The following is a 17,161-nucleotide window of genomic DNA, read 5'->3' on the forward strand; positions in this document are numbered from 1 at the left end:
AAACGCGTGATTTCATTCGACAATGGGCATTGTGCTAACTACAATGACTACAATTTCATAAGGAAACAGTAAGACGATCATAAGATGAAAAAATGTGGATTTGTCGCCATTATTGGGCGACCTAATGTTGGAAAATCAACGCTTTTAAATCATATTCTAAAATACAAAATCAGTATTACAAGTCGCAAACCACAGACAACACGTCATCAAATTACCGGTATCAAAACCATTGAAAATACACAGTTTATCTATGTTGACACCCCTGGACTTCACCAAGATGAACCGCGTGCCATTAATCGCATGATGAACAAGCAAGCAAGTAGCGTGATCAATGACGTCGATGTCATTTTATTTGTTGTTGAAGTGGGTAAGTGGACAACGGCTGAAGAATGGATATTGCAAAAAATCGAGTCGGTCAAAGTGCCTGTGATCTTAGTGATTAACAAGGTTGATCAGTTAAATAATCGACATGAGGCAGTCGAATTTACTGATGAGATCAAGCAAAAATACCCCTTTGCTGCCAGTTTTCTTGTTTCTGCTAAGCAAGGGCATTTAATCAATGACTTAGAAAGCAAAATTGAAAGTTATCTTCCTGAAAGTGAACATTTTTTCTATGCCGAAGATCAGGTCACTGATCGCACCGAGCGATTTATGATGGCAGAAATTATTCGTGAGAAATTAATGCGCACATTAGGTCAAGAGGTACCATATCAATTAACCGTTGAGATTAATAAAAGTAAATTTGATGAAGCACGTCAAATTATGGAGGTTTATGCCACCATTTTGGTTGAACGTGCTGGACAAAAAGCAATGGTAATTGGTGCCAAAGGACAGAAACTCAAAAAGATCGGCAGTGAAGCACGTCAAGATATGGAGTTTATGCTTGGAAGAAAAGTGTTCCTACAGCTATGGGTCAAGGTTAAAGAGGGCTGGTCAGATGATGATCGCGCACTTAAATCATTGGGTTATGATTTTTAGGGTTTTCAGGACTGGAGCTATTGTCAATGACTGAACAAACGACAGAAATTTCAAATAAAACAGAAATAGATAATCAAAATAAAGTGCCAACAGCAAAAAATGCTAGAGCAAAAACGTGGAAGAAATATGCCATTTTAGGGATTGTGATTTTGCTTTGTGTAATCGGTTTTTACGCTTACGTAAAATATACTGAAATATATCCATCAACCGATGATGCTTATGTTAATGCTGATGTGATTCATATGTCAGCGCAGGTCACGGGTAAGCTTGATAAGTTATATATCAGTAATAACCAAGAGGTTAAAAAAGGTGAGCTGTTATTTACGATTGAGCCGCAAAGCTTTGAATATGAGCTTGCTAAAGCCAAAGCAGATTTGACATTAGCACAAGAGGAAGTTGCTGCGATTAAAGACTCAATTAACCTACAAGAAGCAAAGCTTAAACAGGCACAAGCACAGAAATTTGTCGCAGAACAAAAAGAGGCGCGTATTGGCAAGCTGGTTGTTCAGGGAATGGTTTCAAAAGAAGATGCTGATGAGGCTAAAGGTGATCTTGAAGTGGCTAATGCCAATGTCAATGCTGCATTTGCCAGTATTGCTCAAGAGCAAAAGCAATTAACATTGCAACAATCAAAAATTGCGGCTGCCAAAGCAGATGTATCAACGGCAGCATTAAACTTAAGTTATACCAAGATTTATGCATCAACATCTGGGTTTATTACTAACTTTACGTTGCGTCCTGGTTCGCTGATTACACAAAATCAAAATCTATTTGTGCTAGTGAGTAATGAGGCCTATTGGTTAGATGCGAACTTTAAAGAAACGCAAATGTCACGGATGAAAGTCGGACAAAAAGCATCTGTAATCCTTGATATGTACCCTAATGTGACATTACATGGCACGGTTCAAAGTATTAGTGAGGGTAGTGGTAGTGTGTTTTCTTTATTGCCTCCTGAAAATGCATCAGGCAACTGGGTCAAAGTAGTACAGCGCTTTCCTGTAAAAGTGGTTCTTGACCAAAGTGAAGTGAACAAGGTGCCGCGTCTACGCGTTGGCGCATCAGCAACTGTTGAGGTTGATACTAACTCTTAAATTATTCTAATTCGCTTTGTAAAACCGGTTGAATTTTATTGGCATTAAGCATGCTGTTTAGCTTTTTCATCATCAGTGAGAAGATAATAGCAACAACAAAAGCAACTGCTGTCATGACTAGGAATATCTTGGCATACATTGGGTTTGTTGCTGCCGCAGTAATGTTTTGAGCATGCTCAGCGCCACTTAACGCAAAGTTTGACACAGGACCTGCCAAATTAATGCCAAAGGCGATATTGATAAATAAATAGCCTGTAAATAAGCCTTGATGTTTTGGCTCAATCATCTCTCCTGCCATAGCGTAATTGACGGAATTTACATGAATTTCACCCGCTGAAACGATTAAAAGTAGCAAGATAGGAAAGAGTACATTAACCAAGTGTGCTTTATCTGCAAGGAATATGCCTAAAGGGATCATTAAAAAAGCAACAACATACATGCTTAAGCCGCGTGCGACTAATGAGCCGGGTTGATAAGGGTTATTCGCTTGCTGACGTCTTTTCATCATTCCGGCTAAAATAAAGCCAAAGATGATAACACCTAGACTTTCAAAAAGGTTAACTGTTGCAGGTTGCATCGGGATGCCAAAAAGAGATTTTGACGTGTTGAATTCAACAAAGTTTTCTAAGGCGGTTGATTGTAAGCCTTGAACAAAGGCAAATGCCATACTTGCTGAGCTTAAGATAAGGTAGGCGTAAATTTTTGTGCGATAACTGCTTTGCTGTTTTAGTGCAAAATAGATCATGTAAATCAATGCGGCAATAAAAGCGATATAAATAAGTGCGGAGCCAAGCTCAGGATGATGCATTAAGTAGTAAGCAAATAATAAGCAAGCAATAACAATTAGCGGCGCAACATAGAAGCGTTTTGTATTAAAGGCAAACGAGGTGACATAATATGTTTGTTTGTCATTAACATGTTTCCAGTTCACAAGGTGTATTATAAATGCGATAAATAAACACACCGCAGCAAAGATAAAAGCAGCGCTGTAAAGATTATTCCCTTGCAAGATCCCAGCGACAAAAAAGCTTAAAACAAAGCCTATATTCATGCAGCTATAGTTAATTGAAAAAGCAATACGGCGACGTTTATCGTCTTGACTAAATAATTGCGTGAGCATCATATTAATACAACTAACATTAAGACCTGAGCCGGTGATAAAAACTGCCATGCCGATTAAAATAATCATATGCACATGCACTGCAATTAGAAATAACCCAACAAACTGCAACACTAAGCTTGCACAGAATAAGGCTCTGAAGCTTAAATAGCGTCCACCGACGGTACCACCTAGAAAGTGAAATAGAAAGTTTAGAGCAAAAAAGCTGGCAGTTAGTGTGTTTGCTTCGATCTTACTCATGCCTGCTTCGCGACTAAGATAGAAATTTAATAAACCCATGAGCACGGCATAACCAACCGTTGAGAAGATTTGAATAAGATTGATATTTAAGACACCCTTGGGCATGTCCTTATAACTTAACATGTAGTTTCCTTTTTATTATCTTTTTTATTAATAAGCTCGAGCATACTAATACGCCATAATTTAAATGTCATGCAGAGAGTTTGATTTTTTAAAACGCACTGAATTTGGTCTGATAAACATCAGAAAACACGTGAGAAATTCAATGGCGGAAATTCTGTAAAATGATTCGCGAGCGGTATATACTAAGCCAAGTTTCTAAATAGAGTTTATATCAGATAAATGGTTAGTTCGGATTTAAAAGAGAAAATAGCAAATATTCAGTTATTGATACTAGATGTTGATGGTGTCTTAAGTGACGGCAAAATTATTCTAAGTAATGATGGTAACTTAACTAAAAACTTTGACGTTAAAGATGGCTTAGGCATGCTGTTGCTGCAGAAGTTTGGCGTTAAATTGGCCGTGATTACGGGGAAGACCTCGCAAGTTGTTCAGGATCGCTTAAGTTCACTTGGTGTGAATGATGTTTACCAAGGGCAAAAAAATAAAATTAAAGCCTATGAAGACTTGTTAAAAAAGCACCAGATAAATCAGGAAAATATCGCCTATATGGGTGATGATTTACCCGATCTGACCTTAATGATGAAATCAGCGGTTTCCTTTGCACCAGCTGATGCCTTAAGGGCTGTTAAAACACGCGTTGATTATGTAACAGCACAAAAAGGTGGATATGGTGCGGTGCGCGAAGTCTGTGATCTTATATTAGAAAGCAAGGGGCTATTAGATAAAATTGTTGATGACTATATCACCTTTGGTGAGGCACGCCTTTAATGTTTTTTAGTAAACGTGTTTTTTTTACAACGATTGGATTAGTTGTTGTCATTGGCACCAGTGGTTGGCTAGTGGTTAAATCAGCACAAGAGCAGATTAGTCATGGTGATCTGCCGGCACATTTTGTTGAGAACACGGCAAAAGCGATTACCTATGAAAAATATGACACGAAAGGTTGGTTAGAGTATACGGCAACCGCAGTTGACGCCACACGTTTTTATAATCAAGATGCAAAGCTTATAACGGTTAATGCCACGCTGTATTCAAAAGATAAAAAAGACAAGCCGTGGAATATCACTGCCAATTACGCTGATATTACCAATAGCAACAATAATATGCATTTATATGGCAATGTGGTGATGTTGCGTAACGCCAATGGCAAAAACTCGCCTGCGATTAAAATTGCGACTGATTCGGTCAATTACGATGATAGTAAAGACTATATGGATACGAACAAAAAAGTCACGATAAGTCAACCAGGTACACCCAACAATACGGTTGGCACAGGCATGAATGGCACACCTAAAAAAGGTGATTTTAAGTTATTGAAGGATGTAAGAAGTTATTATGCAGGACAGTAAAAGAAATAAAAGAAATAAGAGTGGGGTAAAACATAGCTTGCTAAAATATACGCTATGCGGTGTGGCTTCTTTGCTTATGCTACAGCACGCCTTTGCCGCTGAACAAAGCGGCTCAATGGATGCCGCTGGCATGTTTGGTAAAAATGCCAGTAGTGATGGTCAAATTACTATTTGCAGTGACAGTTTATCTTATAGTCAGGATGCACATAAAATCATTTATCAAGGCAATGTGCTTGTCATGCAAACCAAAGATGCAAATATTCAATGTAGTGGTTATAGCGTTCCAAATGAAAATAGCAAATGGCCGGTATATCAATTCCCCGATCCAAAGGAAGCCGATGGCAAAATGGATTATACCAAAGTGCAAAAAGCGGCATTAGACTATGCTAAGGACGTTTGTACAAAGCAAAATGGCTGCCGTTTTTTAACTGGGCAAACGCTGACGATTCTATTTGATGATCAAAATAAGCAAGTCAAAGATGTCGTATTAACGGCTAATACACCTTATATTGCTAAGTTCTATTCCTTACCATTTCCAAAGCAAGATAAAAATAATCAAAACAAAAATAAGAGTGATAGTTCGGACCAGCAAACGGTATATGCTGAAGGTAGACAAATGAACTTTAACTTGCTCAATAGTACGCTAACGATACAAGATAAAGCCTATGTTGATCGCGCAGGAAATCGCTTCTCCGGAGATAAAGTGCTTTATGACACCAAAAATGGTCTAGTGACGGTGCCAAATACGGGGCAACGAGCAACGGTTATTTTAAATAACTTAAATAGTGAAAATAGTAAGTAGGTTGTTAGCATGAGTATTGGCGTAGTAAGTGCCGTTATTATCATTGTCATCGCGATCTTGATCTGGCGTAATTCAATGAAAGCAAGAGAGCATGCGGTTTATATGGCAGTTAAAACAGCTAAGCAATGGGATGTTCAGCTATTAGATGATACCGTGTGCCTCACAAAAATGCGTTTATCGCGCCAAAGTAACATAGGTAGCATGTGTTTGTTTCGCGAATATGCGTTTGAGTATAGCTATGATGGTGTGGATCGCTATAAGGCTTTTTTGCAGTTTAATGGTAACCAATTCTTGCAGGTGATTGCTAATGATCAAAAAATCACGGTTGAAGAAATGAAAGCAGCCAAAATGCCTGAAGATACAGAGGGTGGTAATATCATTGATCTAAGTGAATATCGCATGCAGCAAGCAAAAAAATCAAAGCATGAGGATGATAAGGAATAGTTATGATTGAATTACATCAATTTCCTAAATTAGGTAATGTGCCAAACTCCAGTCCTTTTTGTATGAAATTAGAAAGCTATTTGATTGCACAAAAAGTGCCTTATCAAAATTTTTATAGTGCAGATTTACGTCGCTCACCAACGGGCAAAATGCCATATATTAAAAAGCAAGATAAGTTCTATAGCGACAGTAGTTTTATTATTGATTTATTAGAGAAAGAAAGTAGCACACCAATGCAGCAAGGCTTAACTGCTTTAGAAAAATCGCAAACCTTGGCGTATCAAAGACTATGTGAGGAGCATTTATATTGGGCGTTGGTTTATAGTCGTTGGGTTGATGTTTCTACTGATAATAACTGGCGCAGCATAGTACAAAAAGGAACGAAACTGCCTAAATTATTGTTTGGCATGATTTTTAAAGTCATGAGCAAAAATGCGTCCAGGCAAACCTATGAACAAGGGTTAGGGCGCTTAACCAAAGCGCAAATCTATCAAAAAGCAGATGAAGATTTATGTGCATTGTCTGAGTTTTTAGGTCAAAAAACCTATTTTTTCAATGAGTCACCAAGTTTGTTAGATCATGTTGTTTATGCTGTTGTTGCTAATATTGAGCACACCCCTTGGCAAAGCCAGTTAAAACAACAACTAACCAAGTATCCCAACCTACAAGCGCATAGTGCGCGTATGCTTAAGGAGATTTTTAGCAAATGAAACCATTGATAACTAGAGTTACATATTTTTGAAAAAAACTATAATTCTAAGAACACCCCGTCAGCCTACGGCTGCCACCCCTCTTGCAAAGAGGGGAATTAGGCAACGGTTTTATATTCCCCTCTTTGCAAGAGGGGTGCCAAGCTTGCGAGGCGGGGTGTTGAAATAGCAAAAGTGCTTAACCTCAGTTAGTAAATAAGTAAAAGAAAAAAACACAAAAAATAGGTAAAAACAAAACCATGTCACACGATATCAAAACCTTATTGCAACAGCCGAAAGCTGAGTTACATATGCATCTTGAGGGGAGTCTTGAACCTGAGATGATGCTGAATTTGGCGCAAAAAAATGGTGTTAATCTAAAGTACAAAAATTTAGCAGAGATCAAAAAAGCATATAACTTTAATAATCTGCAAGAATTCTTGGATTTATATTATCAAGGCATGTCTGTACTTCAAACCGCTGATGATTTTTATGATTTAACCTATGCTTATTTACTTAAATCACAACAAGATCATGTGACACATGCTGAGATTTTTATCGATCCACAAGCGCATTTATCGCGCGGTATTTCACTTAATACCCTTTTTGATGGTGTTAATCGTGCCGTCAAAAAGGCGCAAACTGAGCTAAACATAGATACGCAATTAATCATGTGTTTTTTGCGTCATTTATCAGAAAAAGATGCTTTAAACACCTTTGATCAACTGATGGAATATCGTGATAATTTTATTGGTATTGGTCTGGATAGCTCAGAGCTTGGCAATCCACCAGAGAAATTTAAAAATCTCTTTGAATTAGCACGTAAAGAGAAGCTTCATTTGGTTGCTCATGCTGGTGAAGAGGGACCTGATGAGTACGTTTGGCAAGCATTAGATATCCTAGGGGTTGAACGCATTGATCATGGTAATGCAATATTAACTGATGATGCATTAATGAAGCGTATTGCAAAAGATAATATTGCACTCACGATGTGCCCACTATCAAATAAAGCCTTAAAAGTAGTGCCAAACTTAGTCGATCATCCGGCACGAATTTTGTTAGATAAAGGCATTAAAGTGACGATTAACTCCGATGACCCAGCGTATTTTGGTGGTTATGTTAATCAAAACTATATTGAACTGATTGACGGTTTAAAGCTAGGTACTGCAGAAATTCAACAGTTAATTCATAATAGTTTGTCAGCAAGATTTATCAAATAATATGTGAGTGCCATACTATGTTGCCCAGAATCTTTGATTTGAAATCTCAATCAGTTAATGTTAAAACGGAATTTATTTCAGCGATAACAACTTTTTTAGCAATGATGTATATTATCGTTGTTAACCCACTTATTCTTGCGGACGCAGGAATTCCATATGCTGCAGCATTAACAGCAACGATTACAGTTTCAGCAATAGGCTGTATATTGATGGGCGTTTTTGCTAATAACCCAATTGCAGTGGCGCCAGGAATGGGTATTAATGCATTTTTTACTTATGCAATTGTCGTGCATATGCAAATTAGTTGGCAAGTAGCTCTTGGAGTGGTTTTTTGGTCTGGCGTTATCTTTACCATTCTATCCATTTTAAATTTACGCACTTATATTATTAGAGCAATTCCACAGCAGATTCGTTATGCCGTAGTGTCTGGCATTGGCTTGTTAATTGCGGTAATAGCATTAAAGTCAGCTGATGTAGTCATGCCAAGCCAAACAAACATGATACAAATGGCGCCATTAAATTTATCTTATATTTTGTTTCTATTAGGACTTTTGGTGGTAGGTATACTGCTTTACCATAGAGTCAAAGGGGCATTGATCATAAGTATTCTATTAACAAGTACACTTTATTTTATGGTCACAGTATTTTTTCCAGAAGTTGGAGATCACATAAAATGGCAAGGTATTTTCTCTATGCCTGATTTTTCGATTTTCTTTCAATTAGATTTGATTAGTTCATTATCTATCGCATTATGGCCAGCTATATTTGCTTTCCTATTTACCACTTTGTTTGATAGCTTATCTGGACTTATTGGGGTCTGTGAAGCAGGTCAGTTACTTGATAAAAATGGAGATCCTAGAAATATCAAAGAAGCACTAACAGTCGATGCTATATCAGGTGTTTTGTCTGGTTTATTTGGCACAAGCTCGGCTGTTTCTTATATCGAATCAGCGGCAGGAATTGAGGAAGGGGCTAAAACAGGTCTAAATGCAATTTTTGTGGGTCTATTGTTCCTACCATTTTTATTTTTTGCGCCATTATTATCGATGGTACCAAAAGTTGCCACAGCACCAGCATTGATGATTGTTGGTGTTTATATGATGAAAATGGTGACTAAAATTCAATGGACAAAGATAGACGAAGCTTTACCTGCAATTTTAATTATCTTAATTATTCCGCTCTCTAGCTCAATTACCCATGGAATTATATTAGGCATTATTATGTGGCTACTGATGAAATTTTTTACCAAGCAACGTGATCAAATAGATATAACGTTGACTATCATTGGTGTGTTATCATTATTGTTGCTGATCATTGAAGCTATATCTATATAGTAAAAAGGGGGTTAATATGAGTTTGGTGATATCTTTCCAGGGGGAAAAGGGGGCTTATTCAGAACAGGCAATTCATAAGTTTTATCAAACGCAAAATAAGAAAAACGAGCAAAGTGCGATTGAAACTTTAGCCTGTGGCTCATTTGCCGAAGCACTCGAGATGGTTGCTGAGAAAAAAGCTGACTTTGCAATGATTCCAGTGGAAAACTCAATTGCTGGCAGTGTGATTCCTGCCTATGATGAGCTCATTAAATACAATCTACGCATTCAGCATGAAGTCATTCTAAAGGTTGAGCATTGTTTGATGATCCATCCTAATGCAGATATTGATAATATCGACTTAGTACGTTCACATCCACAAGCCTTGGCACAGTGTCAGAATAATATTGCACGCATGCATTTATCACCTAAGAGCTTTGTTGATACCGCGGGAGCTGCTAAATACATCGCTGAAAAAGAGATTCTAACGCAAGCGGCAATTGCCAGTAAGTTAGCCGCACAAACCTATTCGTTAAAGGTCATTAAAGAGCATTTTGAAGATGAGCCGTTTAACTTCACGCGATTTTTCTTATTGGGGCGTGATGCGTTAAATATGCCTTATGCAGAGAATGAGCTCTATAAATCATCAATTATCTTTACGACACTGCATAAACCCAATGCATTAGTGCAAGTACTTGCCTGTTTGTCAGAGCACAATATCAATATGTGTAAGATTGAATCCAGACCATCACGCTCGCGTGCTTGGGATTATAGTTTTTTTGTCGATTTTGAAGGTCATGAAGAACAGCAAAATGTGCAGGCTGCCTTATTAGCAATTTTAAAGAAGACTTCATTTTTGAAGAACTTAGGGTGCTATCAATCGATCACGCTGTAAATCTTAAAAATTCACTCGTATTTGCAATCATGAAACACTATAAAAAACACGATAATTTGTATACAATCGTTTGTCATTGAATCTTACAAATAGGTAATTCCTTTGATTAAGTATTTAAGGCAGTGGTATCAGAAAAAATTTGATAGTAATGAACCTGCCGTCTTTATTGTTGTAACGGTTATTGCGGTACTCATTATTAACTTTTTTGGTAATTTATTAGCACCAATTTTAGCCGGTGTTGTCATTGCATATTTATTAGAAGCCATTGTTTCTTTTTTGTCAAAAAAATTAAAATTAAACCGCAATTTGTCTGTTTATATCGTTTTCTTAATTTTTATTGCGTTAGTGATTATGTTATTACTATTTGTGCTTCCAGCATTAATGCATCAAGCAGGGCAATTTGTGCAAAGTATTCCGCAACAAATTAATAATCTACATGCCAGTTTATTAGCGTTATCTCAAAAATATCCGACGATTATCACCCCTGAACAGATCAAAGATGCGATTAGTACGATCTCAAATATTAAGATGGATAAAATTGCCGGTATTGGTCAATATCTACTTAAATTTTCTCTAGCATCTCTATCAAGTATATTTACTTGGCTAGTGTACTTATTTATCGTGCCATTGTTAGCATTTTTCTTTTTGAAAGACAAAAACCGCATTGGTAAGTGGTTTGTCAATATGCTACCTAAAGAGCGCGGTGCATTAGAGGAAGTATGGGCAGATGTGCGCCCACAATTGGGTAATTATGTCAAAGGTAAAACAATTGAATGTTTGATTGTTACTGTCGTTACCTATATTGGCTTTATCGTTTTTGGCTTGAATTACTCACTACTATTAGCCATTTGCGTTGGGCTTTCGGTATTTATTCCTTATATCGGGATGGTGATTGTTACCATTCCTGTGGTACTCATTGGAATCAGTCAATTTGGCTTTAGCTCTGAGCTTTTCTATATGCTGCTAGTTTATTTGATCATTCAAGGTTTGGATGGCAACTTATTGGTGCCGTTATTATATTCTGAAGCATTAAGCCTTCATCCCGTGGCAGTCATTGCTGCTGTTCTTATCTTCGGTGGAATATGGGGCTTTTGGGGTTTGTTCTTTGCGATTCCATTAGCGGCACTTATTAATTCTGGTGTTAAGATGTGGACTCGACGCAATATTAGCAATAAAAAGCCGAAGGAAGCCTAATGGCTGAAGTGAGGATCAAAGAGAGGTTAAAGCGTCCAGAGATTATTATTCAACTGCGTCCCTTTCATCGCAAAGTGCATCAAGTATTGCTTGAGAATAAGGTGGATAGCTTTATTGCGAGTATTATCGCACGACGCATCGATGATCCTGAACATGCTTTAAAATTTGCACACCTAAAGCTTAAATTTCTAACCTCGCCACATTTATTAAAAGACGCAACAAAAGCGGCAAAGCGTATTATTCAAGCATTAGAGCGTGGTGAAATTATTGGTCTTGAAACTGATCATGACTGTGATGGGCAAACATCGCATGCGATTTTGCATGTTGCATTGACTCATATTTTTAATCATCCAGCTGATAAGATTCGTTCATATATTGGGCATAGAATGGCAGAGGGATATGGCTTATCTGATAAGCTTGCACAACGTATTTTAGATGATGATATGCGTCCGACATTGGTGATCACTGCCGATAATGGTTCAACCGATGAAGCGCGTATTGCATTATTAAAGTCACAAAATATCGATGTGATTGTCACCGATCATCATGCAATTCCTGAAGAAGGCGTGCCGCAAAGCGCTTATGCTGTGCTAAACCCAACCCAAAAGGGCTGTGAGTATAATGACCCCTTTATTGCTGGATGCATGGTTGCTTGGTTACTAATGGCAGAGGTCAGAAGACTATTACTGCTTGAAGGAAAACCAACCAATAGTGATTGCCAGTTAACTGATTTACTTGATTTTGTTGCTGTTGGCACAGTTGCTGACTGTGTTTCTATGGCAAAGAGTATCAATAATCGTGTTGTGGCTTACTATGGTATGCACAAAATTTCACAGTTAACACGTAGCTGTTGGAGTAGTTTTAGTGATCATTTTCATCACAAGGTCGATAGTGAGTTTTTAGGGTTTGTGATAGCGCCTTTACTCAATAGTGATGGACGCATGTCTGATGCCTTAAGCTCGGTGAGTTTCTTATTAAACGAAGATCATCAAAAAACCAAACAATGGGTTGAGTTCTTGCAGCAGCAGAACAATCATCGCAAGGTCATTCAAAAAGATATGACTGCCAAAGCGATGAGTGAAGCCTCAAAGCAATACGCAAAGGGTGCCTCAAGTATTTGTGTCTATCTTGATGATGGGCATGCTGGGGTGCATGGCATTTCAGCAAGTCGCATTAAAGATAGTTTTGGCTTGCCGACAATTTTATTCTCACCCAAGCAAGGGGAAGATGATATTATCACGGGATCAGCGCGCAGCATTGATGGCTTAAACATTAAAGCTGTTTTAGATCTTATTTATCAAAATACGACAGATATTCTGATCAAATATGGTGGACATACCGGAGCTGCTGGATTAACCATTTACAAAGATAAATTTGTAGAATTTTCTCAAAGCTTTAATGATTACTGTCAAAAAGCGATTGCTGAGAATAATATTACTGCCACACCAATTATTTATTGTGATGGTGAGTTAACTGCTGAGGAGTTTACGCTTAAACATGTTGAAAAATTTGCTTTGCTTGAGCCTTATGGTCGCGAGTTTGAAGCGCCTGTTTTTTGTAATAAAGCAAGTATTTATAGCTTTAAATGGGTGGGAAAAGAAAGCCAACATCTGCAATTAATGCTTACCATTCATGGTAAAACACTTAAAAGCATTTGGTTTTTTGCTGATGAGTATTTAGATGATGCTGATATTCAAGTGGGTGAAGAAGTCCAAGTGGCGTATCGTTTATCAAAAGAGCACTTTAATGGTCAGACTTATGTGAGCTTAAAGATCGTGCACTTGGCTAAGTTGACGCATCAAAGGCAAATATTATGACGACTCAAAGTGTTGGACATACAGAGCTTAATATCAAAAAGTTGTTTGAAGAAGCCGGCTTATATGTGCGTGATGCGCAGCTGACAATGATTGAAGCAGTTAAAGAAACATTGATCAATAATGAAAAAATTGTTATTGAAGCGCCAACGGCAACCGGTAAAAGCTTTGCTTATTTGCTTGGTGCGCTTTTAGCCAATGAAGTGCGCGCTAAACAGGGGCAAGATAAGTTATCAATTGTTGTCTCAACGGCAACAGTAGCATTGCAAGAGCAGCTGATTGATAAAGATTTACCGTTTATTCATGAGCTTATGCAACACCATAAAATTGAGTTTAGTTATCAATTGGCAAAAGGGCGCTCGCGCTATTTATGCCCGCGTAAACTGCATCATTTTGACAGTGATGATAGTGACTTGCAAAAAGAAGCAGAAATGCTCGATCAGCGCTTGAGCAAAGATTGGGATGGCGATTTTGATCTGTTGGAGAAACCGGTTTCTAAAGCACTGATGAGTGAGATTTATAACACCAGCAGCTCGTGTTCGTTTAGCCGCTGTGAGTGTTATCGCGAATGTCCTTTTTTTAACGCGCGCCAAGGCTTACGCAAAGTGGATATTATCGTTGTCAATCATAGTTTGTTATTGTCACACCTTGATCTTGGTGATGGCGCGATTTTGCCTAAATTTGAAGATAGTCTTTATATTATCGATGAGTGTCATCATTTACCCGATCGGGCATTAAGATCACTTTCTGGTTTTGCTTCATTACTTGGCTCGCAAACATGGATTAATGATGTTGATAAATTGTTAAATGGCTTACCTTCTGAGCTTGCTGATCGTACCATGCGTGAGAATTGGAAAGAGGTGCGTAAAAACCTGATTCAGCAGCTCACTCAAATGCAGCAGTTAATTGATCCTATGTATGCTAAAGCGATGAAGGAAGAAAATGTTTGGCGCATGACCCATATTACGGATGAGATGCTTCAGCTTGCGACATCCATCAAAGAGGGTGCGGCTTTTTATATGAATCAGTGTGATAAGCTTAAAACGAAGCTTGATGATTTTGCCGAGAAAAGCCAGATTCATTCAGCCAGTAGTTTAGAGAAGCAATTCACGCAAATTGGCTTTTTATTAGAGCGCTCAAAAAATCTCTACAATGTCTGGTCATTGATGATTAATCAAGCGACGATGCCGCCGATTGCCAAATGGGTTGTCCCGCATGAAAAGAAAGTAAAACATGAAGAAGTAAAAGAAGCAAAAGAAGCAAAAGAAGTGCAAACGGATATGTTGGCAACTCATTTTCAAGATTATGATATTCATGCCTCACCGATTGAAGCTGCTTCATTATTAAAACAGGTCTTTTGGCAAAATGTACAACATGGTGTGGTGATGTGTTCAGCCACGGTGCGTTCATTAGGTAAGTTTGATCGCTTCTTAAATGCCACATCCCTTAAAAAAGAAGCCAAAACCTTGCTTTTATCTTCACCGTTAAATTATTCAAAATCAAAGCTTATTATTGCTGATATGCAATATGAGCCAGCACAACAAGACAAACATATTGAAGAGACAGCCAAGCTCCTCAATGAAGTCTATTTTAAAGACTTACATGAAGGTGCCTTGATGCTCTTTACCAGTATTCATGCGATGGAAAAGGTCTATATGCGCTTAAACAGTGCCCTTAAGAAAATCACGCTTATTCAAGGTGATCGCTCAAAACAGGCAATGATTGCCATTCATAAAAAGCGCGTTGATCAATTTAAACCATCGATTATTTTTGGTGTCGATAGCTTTTCTGAAGGGGTTGATTTGCCTGGCGCTTATCTAACACGATTGATTATTCACAAATTACCATTTTCTGTGCCAACCAATCCGATTGACAAAACACGCTCTGAATGGCTAGAGTCGATTAAGCGCAAACCCTTTATGGATATATCACTGCCGCAAGCTTCCTTGAAATTAACACAAATGGTAGGGCGTCTCGTGCGCACAGAGGCGGATATTGGTGAGGTAATTATTCTAGATAAGCGTTTAAAAACCAAGTTTTATGGTAAAGCACTTTTGGAGAATTTGCCTGATTTCGAAATTGTAAAATGATAAAATTGTGACATAGTAATGATGTATGAATAGGTTGCATCAGCTAGTACCTCTCCCCTTGAGGGATTGCTCATGCAGCATAAGCTGCACGGGTGAGGGAATATTAAAGCTCAACTTATTCTTGATTCATTACATAGTAAAACGAAAGGGAAAACCATGAAAAGAATTCAGAAATTTTTCAAACTTCTACCTGATCAAACCGTCTATGATAGGCTGAATTCACCCATTGGAGAGCTTATTTTATTTGCATCAAATAAAGGACTTCATCATGTCTTTTGGGAACATGAAGCACAGTTAGAAGCTTTTCAGATGGGTATTCAATCATTTAAGCAAGATGTTAATCATCCGATAATCGTTAAAGCAAAAACTCAGTTGTCTGAATACTTCAAGGGCAAACGTCAAGTATTTGATATTCCATTATGCCCGTATGGCACGGACTTTCAGCTAAGTGTCTGGCAAGAGCTTCGTAATATCCCTTATGGCAAAACGATAAGCTATGGCGAGCAGGCAAGGCGCTTGGGTGATAAAAATAAAGCACGTGCTGTTGGACTTGCTAATGGTTTAAACCCGATTTCAATTATTGTGCCATGCCATCGAGTCATTGGCAGCAATGGCAATTTAACGGGCTTTGGTGGGGGATTAGATAATAAGGCGAAGTTGCTGGAGCTTGAGCGGGGTGGTGCTAACTCTTGATTAGGTAAACCACTGGTTTGACCAGTGAGTCAATAACACTTCTTTATACACCTTCATTGGTGATTATAAAAATTGGTTCACAAAACCTAATAACAGTTATTTTCATCATATTTGTTTGTTAGAATATTGGCACTTTATATAGATGATCTAGATTATGCTGCCATCAAATAGCGCACTGATTCAGCGTGCTGAATATATTACAAAAATCCGCAAGTTTTTTGCCAAAAGAGATGTATTAGAAGTCGATACTCCTTTGTCTTACCCATATCCTGTGAGTGATCCCTATATCGATGCTTTTGCTATTGATACCCAGTCAGGCATACGCTTTTTGCAAACCTCACCGGAATATGCGATGAAGCGATTATTAGCACAGGGTTCAGGCAGTATTTATCAGATCTGTAAAGCATTTCGTGATGATCCTAAAGCGCAATATCACAACCATGAATTTACGATGCTTGAATGGTATCGTGTGGGATTGGATGATATGGCATTGCGTGAGGAAATTGCACAAATGTTGCTTATATTGAAGCCGCAAACATCTATTGAATATTTTAGCTATAAAGCATTATTTCAACAGTTGATAGGCATAAATCCACATACGGCAGATTTGAGCTCTTTGCAAAAAGCGCTTTCTCAGCATGTGGGAGATATTCAAGGCTTAGCCAGTCCAAATAATATCGAGTGCTTAGATGTATTATTTACCCATGTCATTGAGCCTAAACTTAAAGCGCATCAATTTGTGTTTGTCTATGATTACCCTGAAGTGCAAGCTGCCTTGGCGTGCGTGATGCCAGATAGTAGTGGGCAAATGGTTGCCAAGCGTTTTGAGCTTTTTTATCAAGGTGTTGAGTTAGCCAATGGTTATTATGAGTTAACAAGTGCCATTGAACAAGCAAAGCGTTTTGAGCATGATTTACATTTGCGTCAAAGCCTTGGTAAAGCAGCAGTTCCTATTGATCAAGGCTTATTAGCTTGTCTTGATCACATACCAGAGTGCTCAGGCGTTGCTTTAGGCTTGGATCGCCTTTTAATGTGTCTTGAGGGCTATGCGGATATACAAGAAGTGTTATATTGCTAGATTGCTGGGCGTAAAGCTTGAGCGTGAA

Annotated in this window: 16 protein-coding genes; 15 read left to right on the forward strand and 1 reads right to left on the reverse strand. The window is 38.1% G+C overall.

The window, feature by feature from the left end; all coding sequences use genetic code 11:
* The first annotated feature begins 84 nt into the window (after positions 1-84).
* The gene (gene era, locus NYP54_RS00225; RefSeq protein WP_283156642.1) at positions 85-978 is read left to right on the forward strand and encodes a GTPase Era; all 894 of its coding nucleotides are present in this window, start codon (positions 85-87) and stop codon (positions 976-978) included.
* A gap of 26 nt (positions 979-1,004) precedes the next feature.
* Positions 1,005-2,069: an HlyD family secretion protein gene (locus NYP54_RS00230; RefSeq protein ID WP_283156643.1), complete on the forward strand. Its 1,065-nt coding sequence runs from the start codon at positions 1,005-1,007 to the stop codon at positions 2,067-2,069.
* A 1-nt stretch (position 2,070) separates the two neighbouring features.
* Here NYP54_RS00230 and NYP54_RS00235 read toward each other — a convergent pair whose 3' ends face one another.
* The gene (locus NYP54_RS00235; RefSeq protein WP_283156644.1) at positions 2,071-3,552 is read right to left on the reverse strand and encodes an MFS transporter; all 1,482 of its coding nucleotides are present in this window, start codon (positions 3,550-3,552) and stop codon (positions 2,071-2,073) included.
* A 219-nt stretch (positions 3,553-3,771) separates the two neighbouring features.
* Here NYP54_RS00235 and NYP54_RS00240 point away from each other — a divergent pair, with 219 nt between their 5' ends.
* The 13 genes from NYP54_RS00240 (at position 3,772) to epmA (ending at position 17,133) form a co-directional block, all read left to right on the forward strand.
* Positions 3,772-4,320, forward strand: a complete 549-nt coding sequence (locus NYP54_RS00240) for an HAD-IIIA family hydrolase (protein ID WP_117002631.1) — start codon at positions 3,772-3,774, stop codon at positions 4,318-4,320.
* Positions 4,320-4,901, forward strand: coding sequence for an LPS export ABC transporter periplasmic protein LptC (gene lptC / locus NYP54_RS00245; RefSeq protein WP_283156645.1), 582 nt, complete (start codon positions 4,320-4,322; stop codon positions 4,899-4,901). The genes NYP54_RS00240 and lptC overlap by 1 nt, the downstream gene beginning before the upstream one ends.
* Positions 4,888-5,703 (forward strand): LptA/OstA family protein, encoded by an 816-nt coding sequence (locus NYP54_RS00250; protein WP_283156646.1) that lies wholly within the window; start codon positions 4,888-4,890, stop codon positions 5,701-5,703. Before lptC ends, NYP54_RS00250 begins: the two co-directional genes overlap by 14 nt.
* A gap of 9 nt (positions 5,704-5,712) precedes the next feature.
* The gene (locus NYP54_RS00255; protein WP_117002623.1) at positions 5,713-6,147 is read left to right on the forward strand and encodes a DUF3301 domain-containing protein; all 435 of its coding nucleotides are present in this window, start codon (positions 5,713-5,715) and stop codon (positions 6,145-6,147) included.
* 2 nt (positions 6,148-6,149) lie between these two features.
* Positions 6,150-6,857 carry a glutathione S-transferase family protein gene (locus NYP54_RS00260; RefSeq protein ID WP_283156647.1) on the forward strand — a complete coding sequence of 236 codons (708 nt, stop codon included), beginning with the start codon at positions 6,150-6,152 and terminating at the stop codon, positions 6,855-6,857.
* A gap of 239 nt (positions 6,858-7,096) precedes the next feature.
* The gene (locus NYP54_RS00265; protein ID WP_283156648.1) at positions 7,097-8,056 is read left to right on the forward strand and encodes an adenosine deaminase; all 960 of its coding nucleotides are present in this window, start codon (positions 7,097-7,099) and stop codon (positions 8,054-8,056) included.
* Between the two features lie 38 nt (positions 8,057-8,094).
* Positions 8,095-9,390: an NCS2 family permease gene (locus tag NYP54_RS00270; RefSeq protein ID WP_283156649.1), complete on the forward strand. Its 1,296-nt coding sequence runs from the start codon at positions 8,095-8,097 to the stop codon at positions 9,388-9,390.
* Positions 9,391-9,406: 16 nt separating this feature from the next.
* Complete coding sequence (gene pheA, locus NYP54_RS00275) at positions 9,407-10,264, forward strand: prephenate dehydratase (RefSeq protein ID WP_151193566.1); 858 nt, start codon at positions 9,407-9,409, stop codon at positions 10,262-10,264.
* A 102-nt stretch (positions 10,265-10,366) separates the two neighbouring features.
* A complete protein-coding gene (locus tag NYP54_RS00280) occupies positions 10,367-11,458 on the forward strand; it encodes an AI-2E family transporter (protein ID WP_283156650.1) in 1,092 nt (363 codons plus the stop codon).
* Complete coding sequence (locus NYP54_RS00285) at positions 11,458-13,275, forward strand: DHHA1 domain-containing protein (protein WP_283156651.1); 1,818 nt, start codon at positions 11,458-11,460, stop codon at positions 13,273-13,275. Before NYP54_RS00280 ends, NYP54_RS00285 begins: the two co-directional genes overlap by 1 nt.
* Positions 13,272-15,362, forward strand: coding sequence for an ATP-dependent DNA helicase DinG (gene dinG, locus NYP54_RS00290; protein ID WP_283156652.1), 2,091 nt, complete (start codon positions 13,272-13,274; stop codon positions 15,360-15,362). Before NYP54_RS00285 ends, dinG begins: the two co-directional genes overlap by 4 nt.
* Positions 15,363-15,518: 156 nt before the next feature.
* Entirely contained in the window at positions 15,519-16,055 is a 537-nt protein-coding gene (locus NYP54_RS00295) for a methylated-DNA--[protein]-cysteine S-methyltransferase (RefSeq protein ID WP_283156653.1), read from the forward strand.
* A gap of 154 nt (positions 16,056-16,209) precedes the next feature.
* The gene (gene epmA, locus NYP54_RS00300) at positions 16,210-17,133 is read left to right on the forward strand and encodes an EF-P lysine aminoacylase EpmA (protein WP_283156654.1); all 924 of its coding nucleotides are present in this window, start codon (positions 16,210-16,212) and stop codon (positions 17,131-17,133) included.
* Positions 17,134-17,161: the final 28 nt, after the last annotated feature.

The organism is Cysteiniphilum sp. QT6929, from assembly GCF_030035755.1.
In the GTDB taxonomy this organism is placed as follows: domain Bacteria; phylum Pseudomonadota; class Gammaproteobacteria; order Francisellales; family Francisellaceae; genus Caedibacter; species Caedibacter litoralis.

Bases quoted from the DNA above. Each gene is read 5' to 3' on its own strand.
- epmA (WP_283156654.1), top strand. From the start codon at position 16,210: ATGCTGCCATCAAATAGCGCACTGATTCAGCGTGCTGAATATATTACA.
- era (WP_283156642.1), top strand. From the start codon at position 85: ATGAAAAAATGTGGATTTGTCGCCATTATTGGGCGACCTAATGTTGGA.
- NYP54_RS00260 (WP_283156647.1), top strand. From the start codon at position 6,150: ATGATTGAATTACATCAATTTCCTAAATTAGGTAATGTGCCAAACTCC.
- pheA (WP_151193566.1), top strand. From the start codon at position 9,407: ATGAGTTTGGTGATATCTTTCCAGGGGGAAAAGGGGGCTTATTCAGAA.
- NYP54_RS00240 (WP_117002631.1), top strand. From the start codon at position 3,772: ATGGTTAGTTCGGATTTAAAAGAGAAAATAGCAAATATTCAGTTATTG.
- NYP54_RS00295 (WP_283156653.1), top strand. From the start codon at position 15,519: ATGAAAAGAATTCAGAAATTTTTCAAACTTCTACCTGATCAAACCGTC.
- lptC (WP_283156645.1), top strand. From the start codon at position 4,320: ATGTTTTTTAGTAAACGTGTTTTTTTTACAACGATTGGATTAGTTGTT.
- NYP54_RS00250 (WP_283156646.1), top strand. From the start codon at position 4,888: ATGCAGGACAGTAAAAGAAATAAAAGAAATAAGAGTGGGGTAAAACAT.
- NYP54_RS00285 (WP_283156651.1), top strand. From the start codon at position 11,458: ATGGCTGAAGTGAGGATCAAAGAGAGGTTAAAGCGTCCAGAGATTATT.
- dinG (WP_283156652.1), top strand. From the start codon at position 13,272: ATGACGACTCAAAGTGTTGGACATACAGAGCTTAATATCAAAAAGTTG.
- NYP54_RS00235 (WP_283156644.1), bottom strand. From the start codon at position 3,552: ATGTTAAGTTATAAGGACATGCCCAAGGGTGTCTTAAATATCAATCTT.
- NYP54_RS00230 (WP_283156643.1), top strand. From the start codon at position 1,005: ATGACTGAACAAACGACAGAAATTTCAAATAAAACAGAAATAGATAAT.
- NYP54_RS00255 (WP_117002623.1), top strand. From the start codon at position 5,713: ATGAGTATTGGCGTAGTAAGTGCCGTTATTATCATTGTCATCGCGATC.
- NYP54_RS00265 (WP_283156648.1), top strand. From the start codon at position 7,097: ATGTCACACGATATCAAAACCTTATTGCAACAGCCGAAAGCTGAGTTA.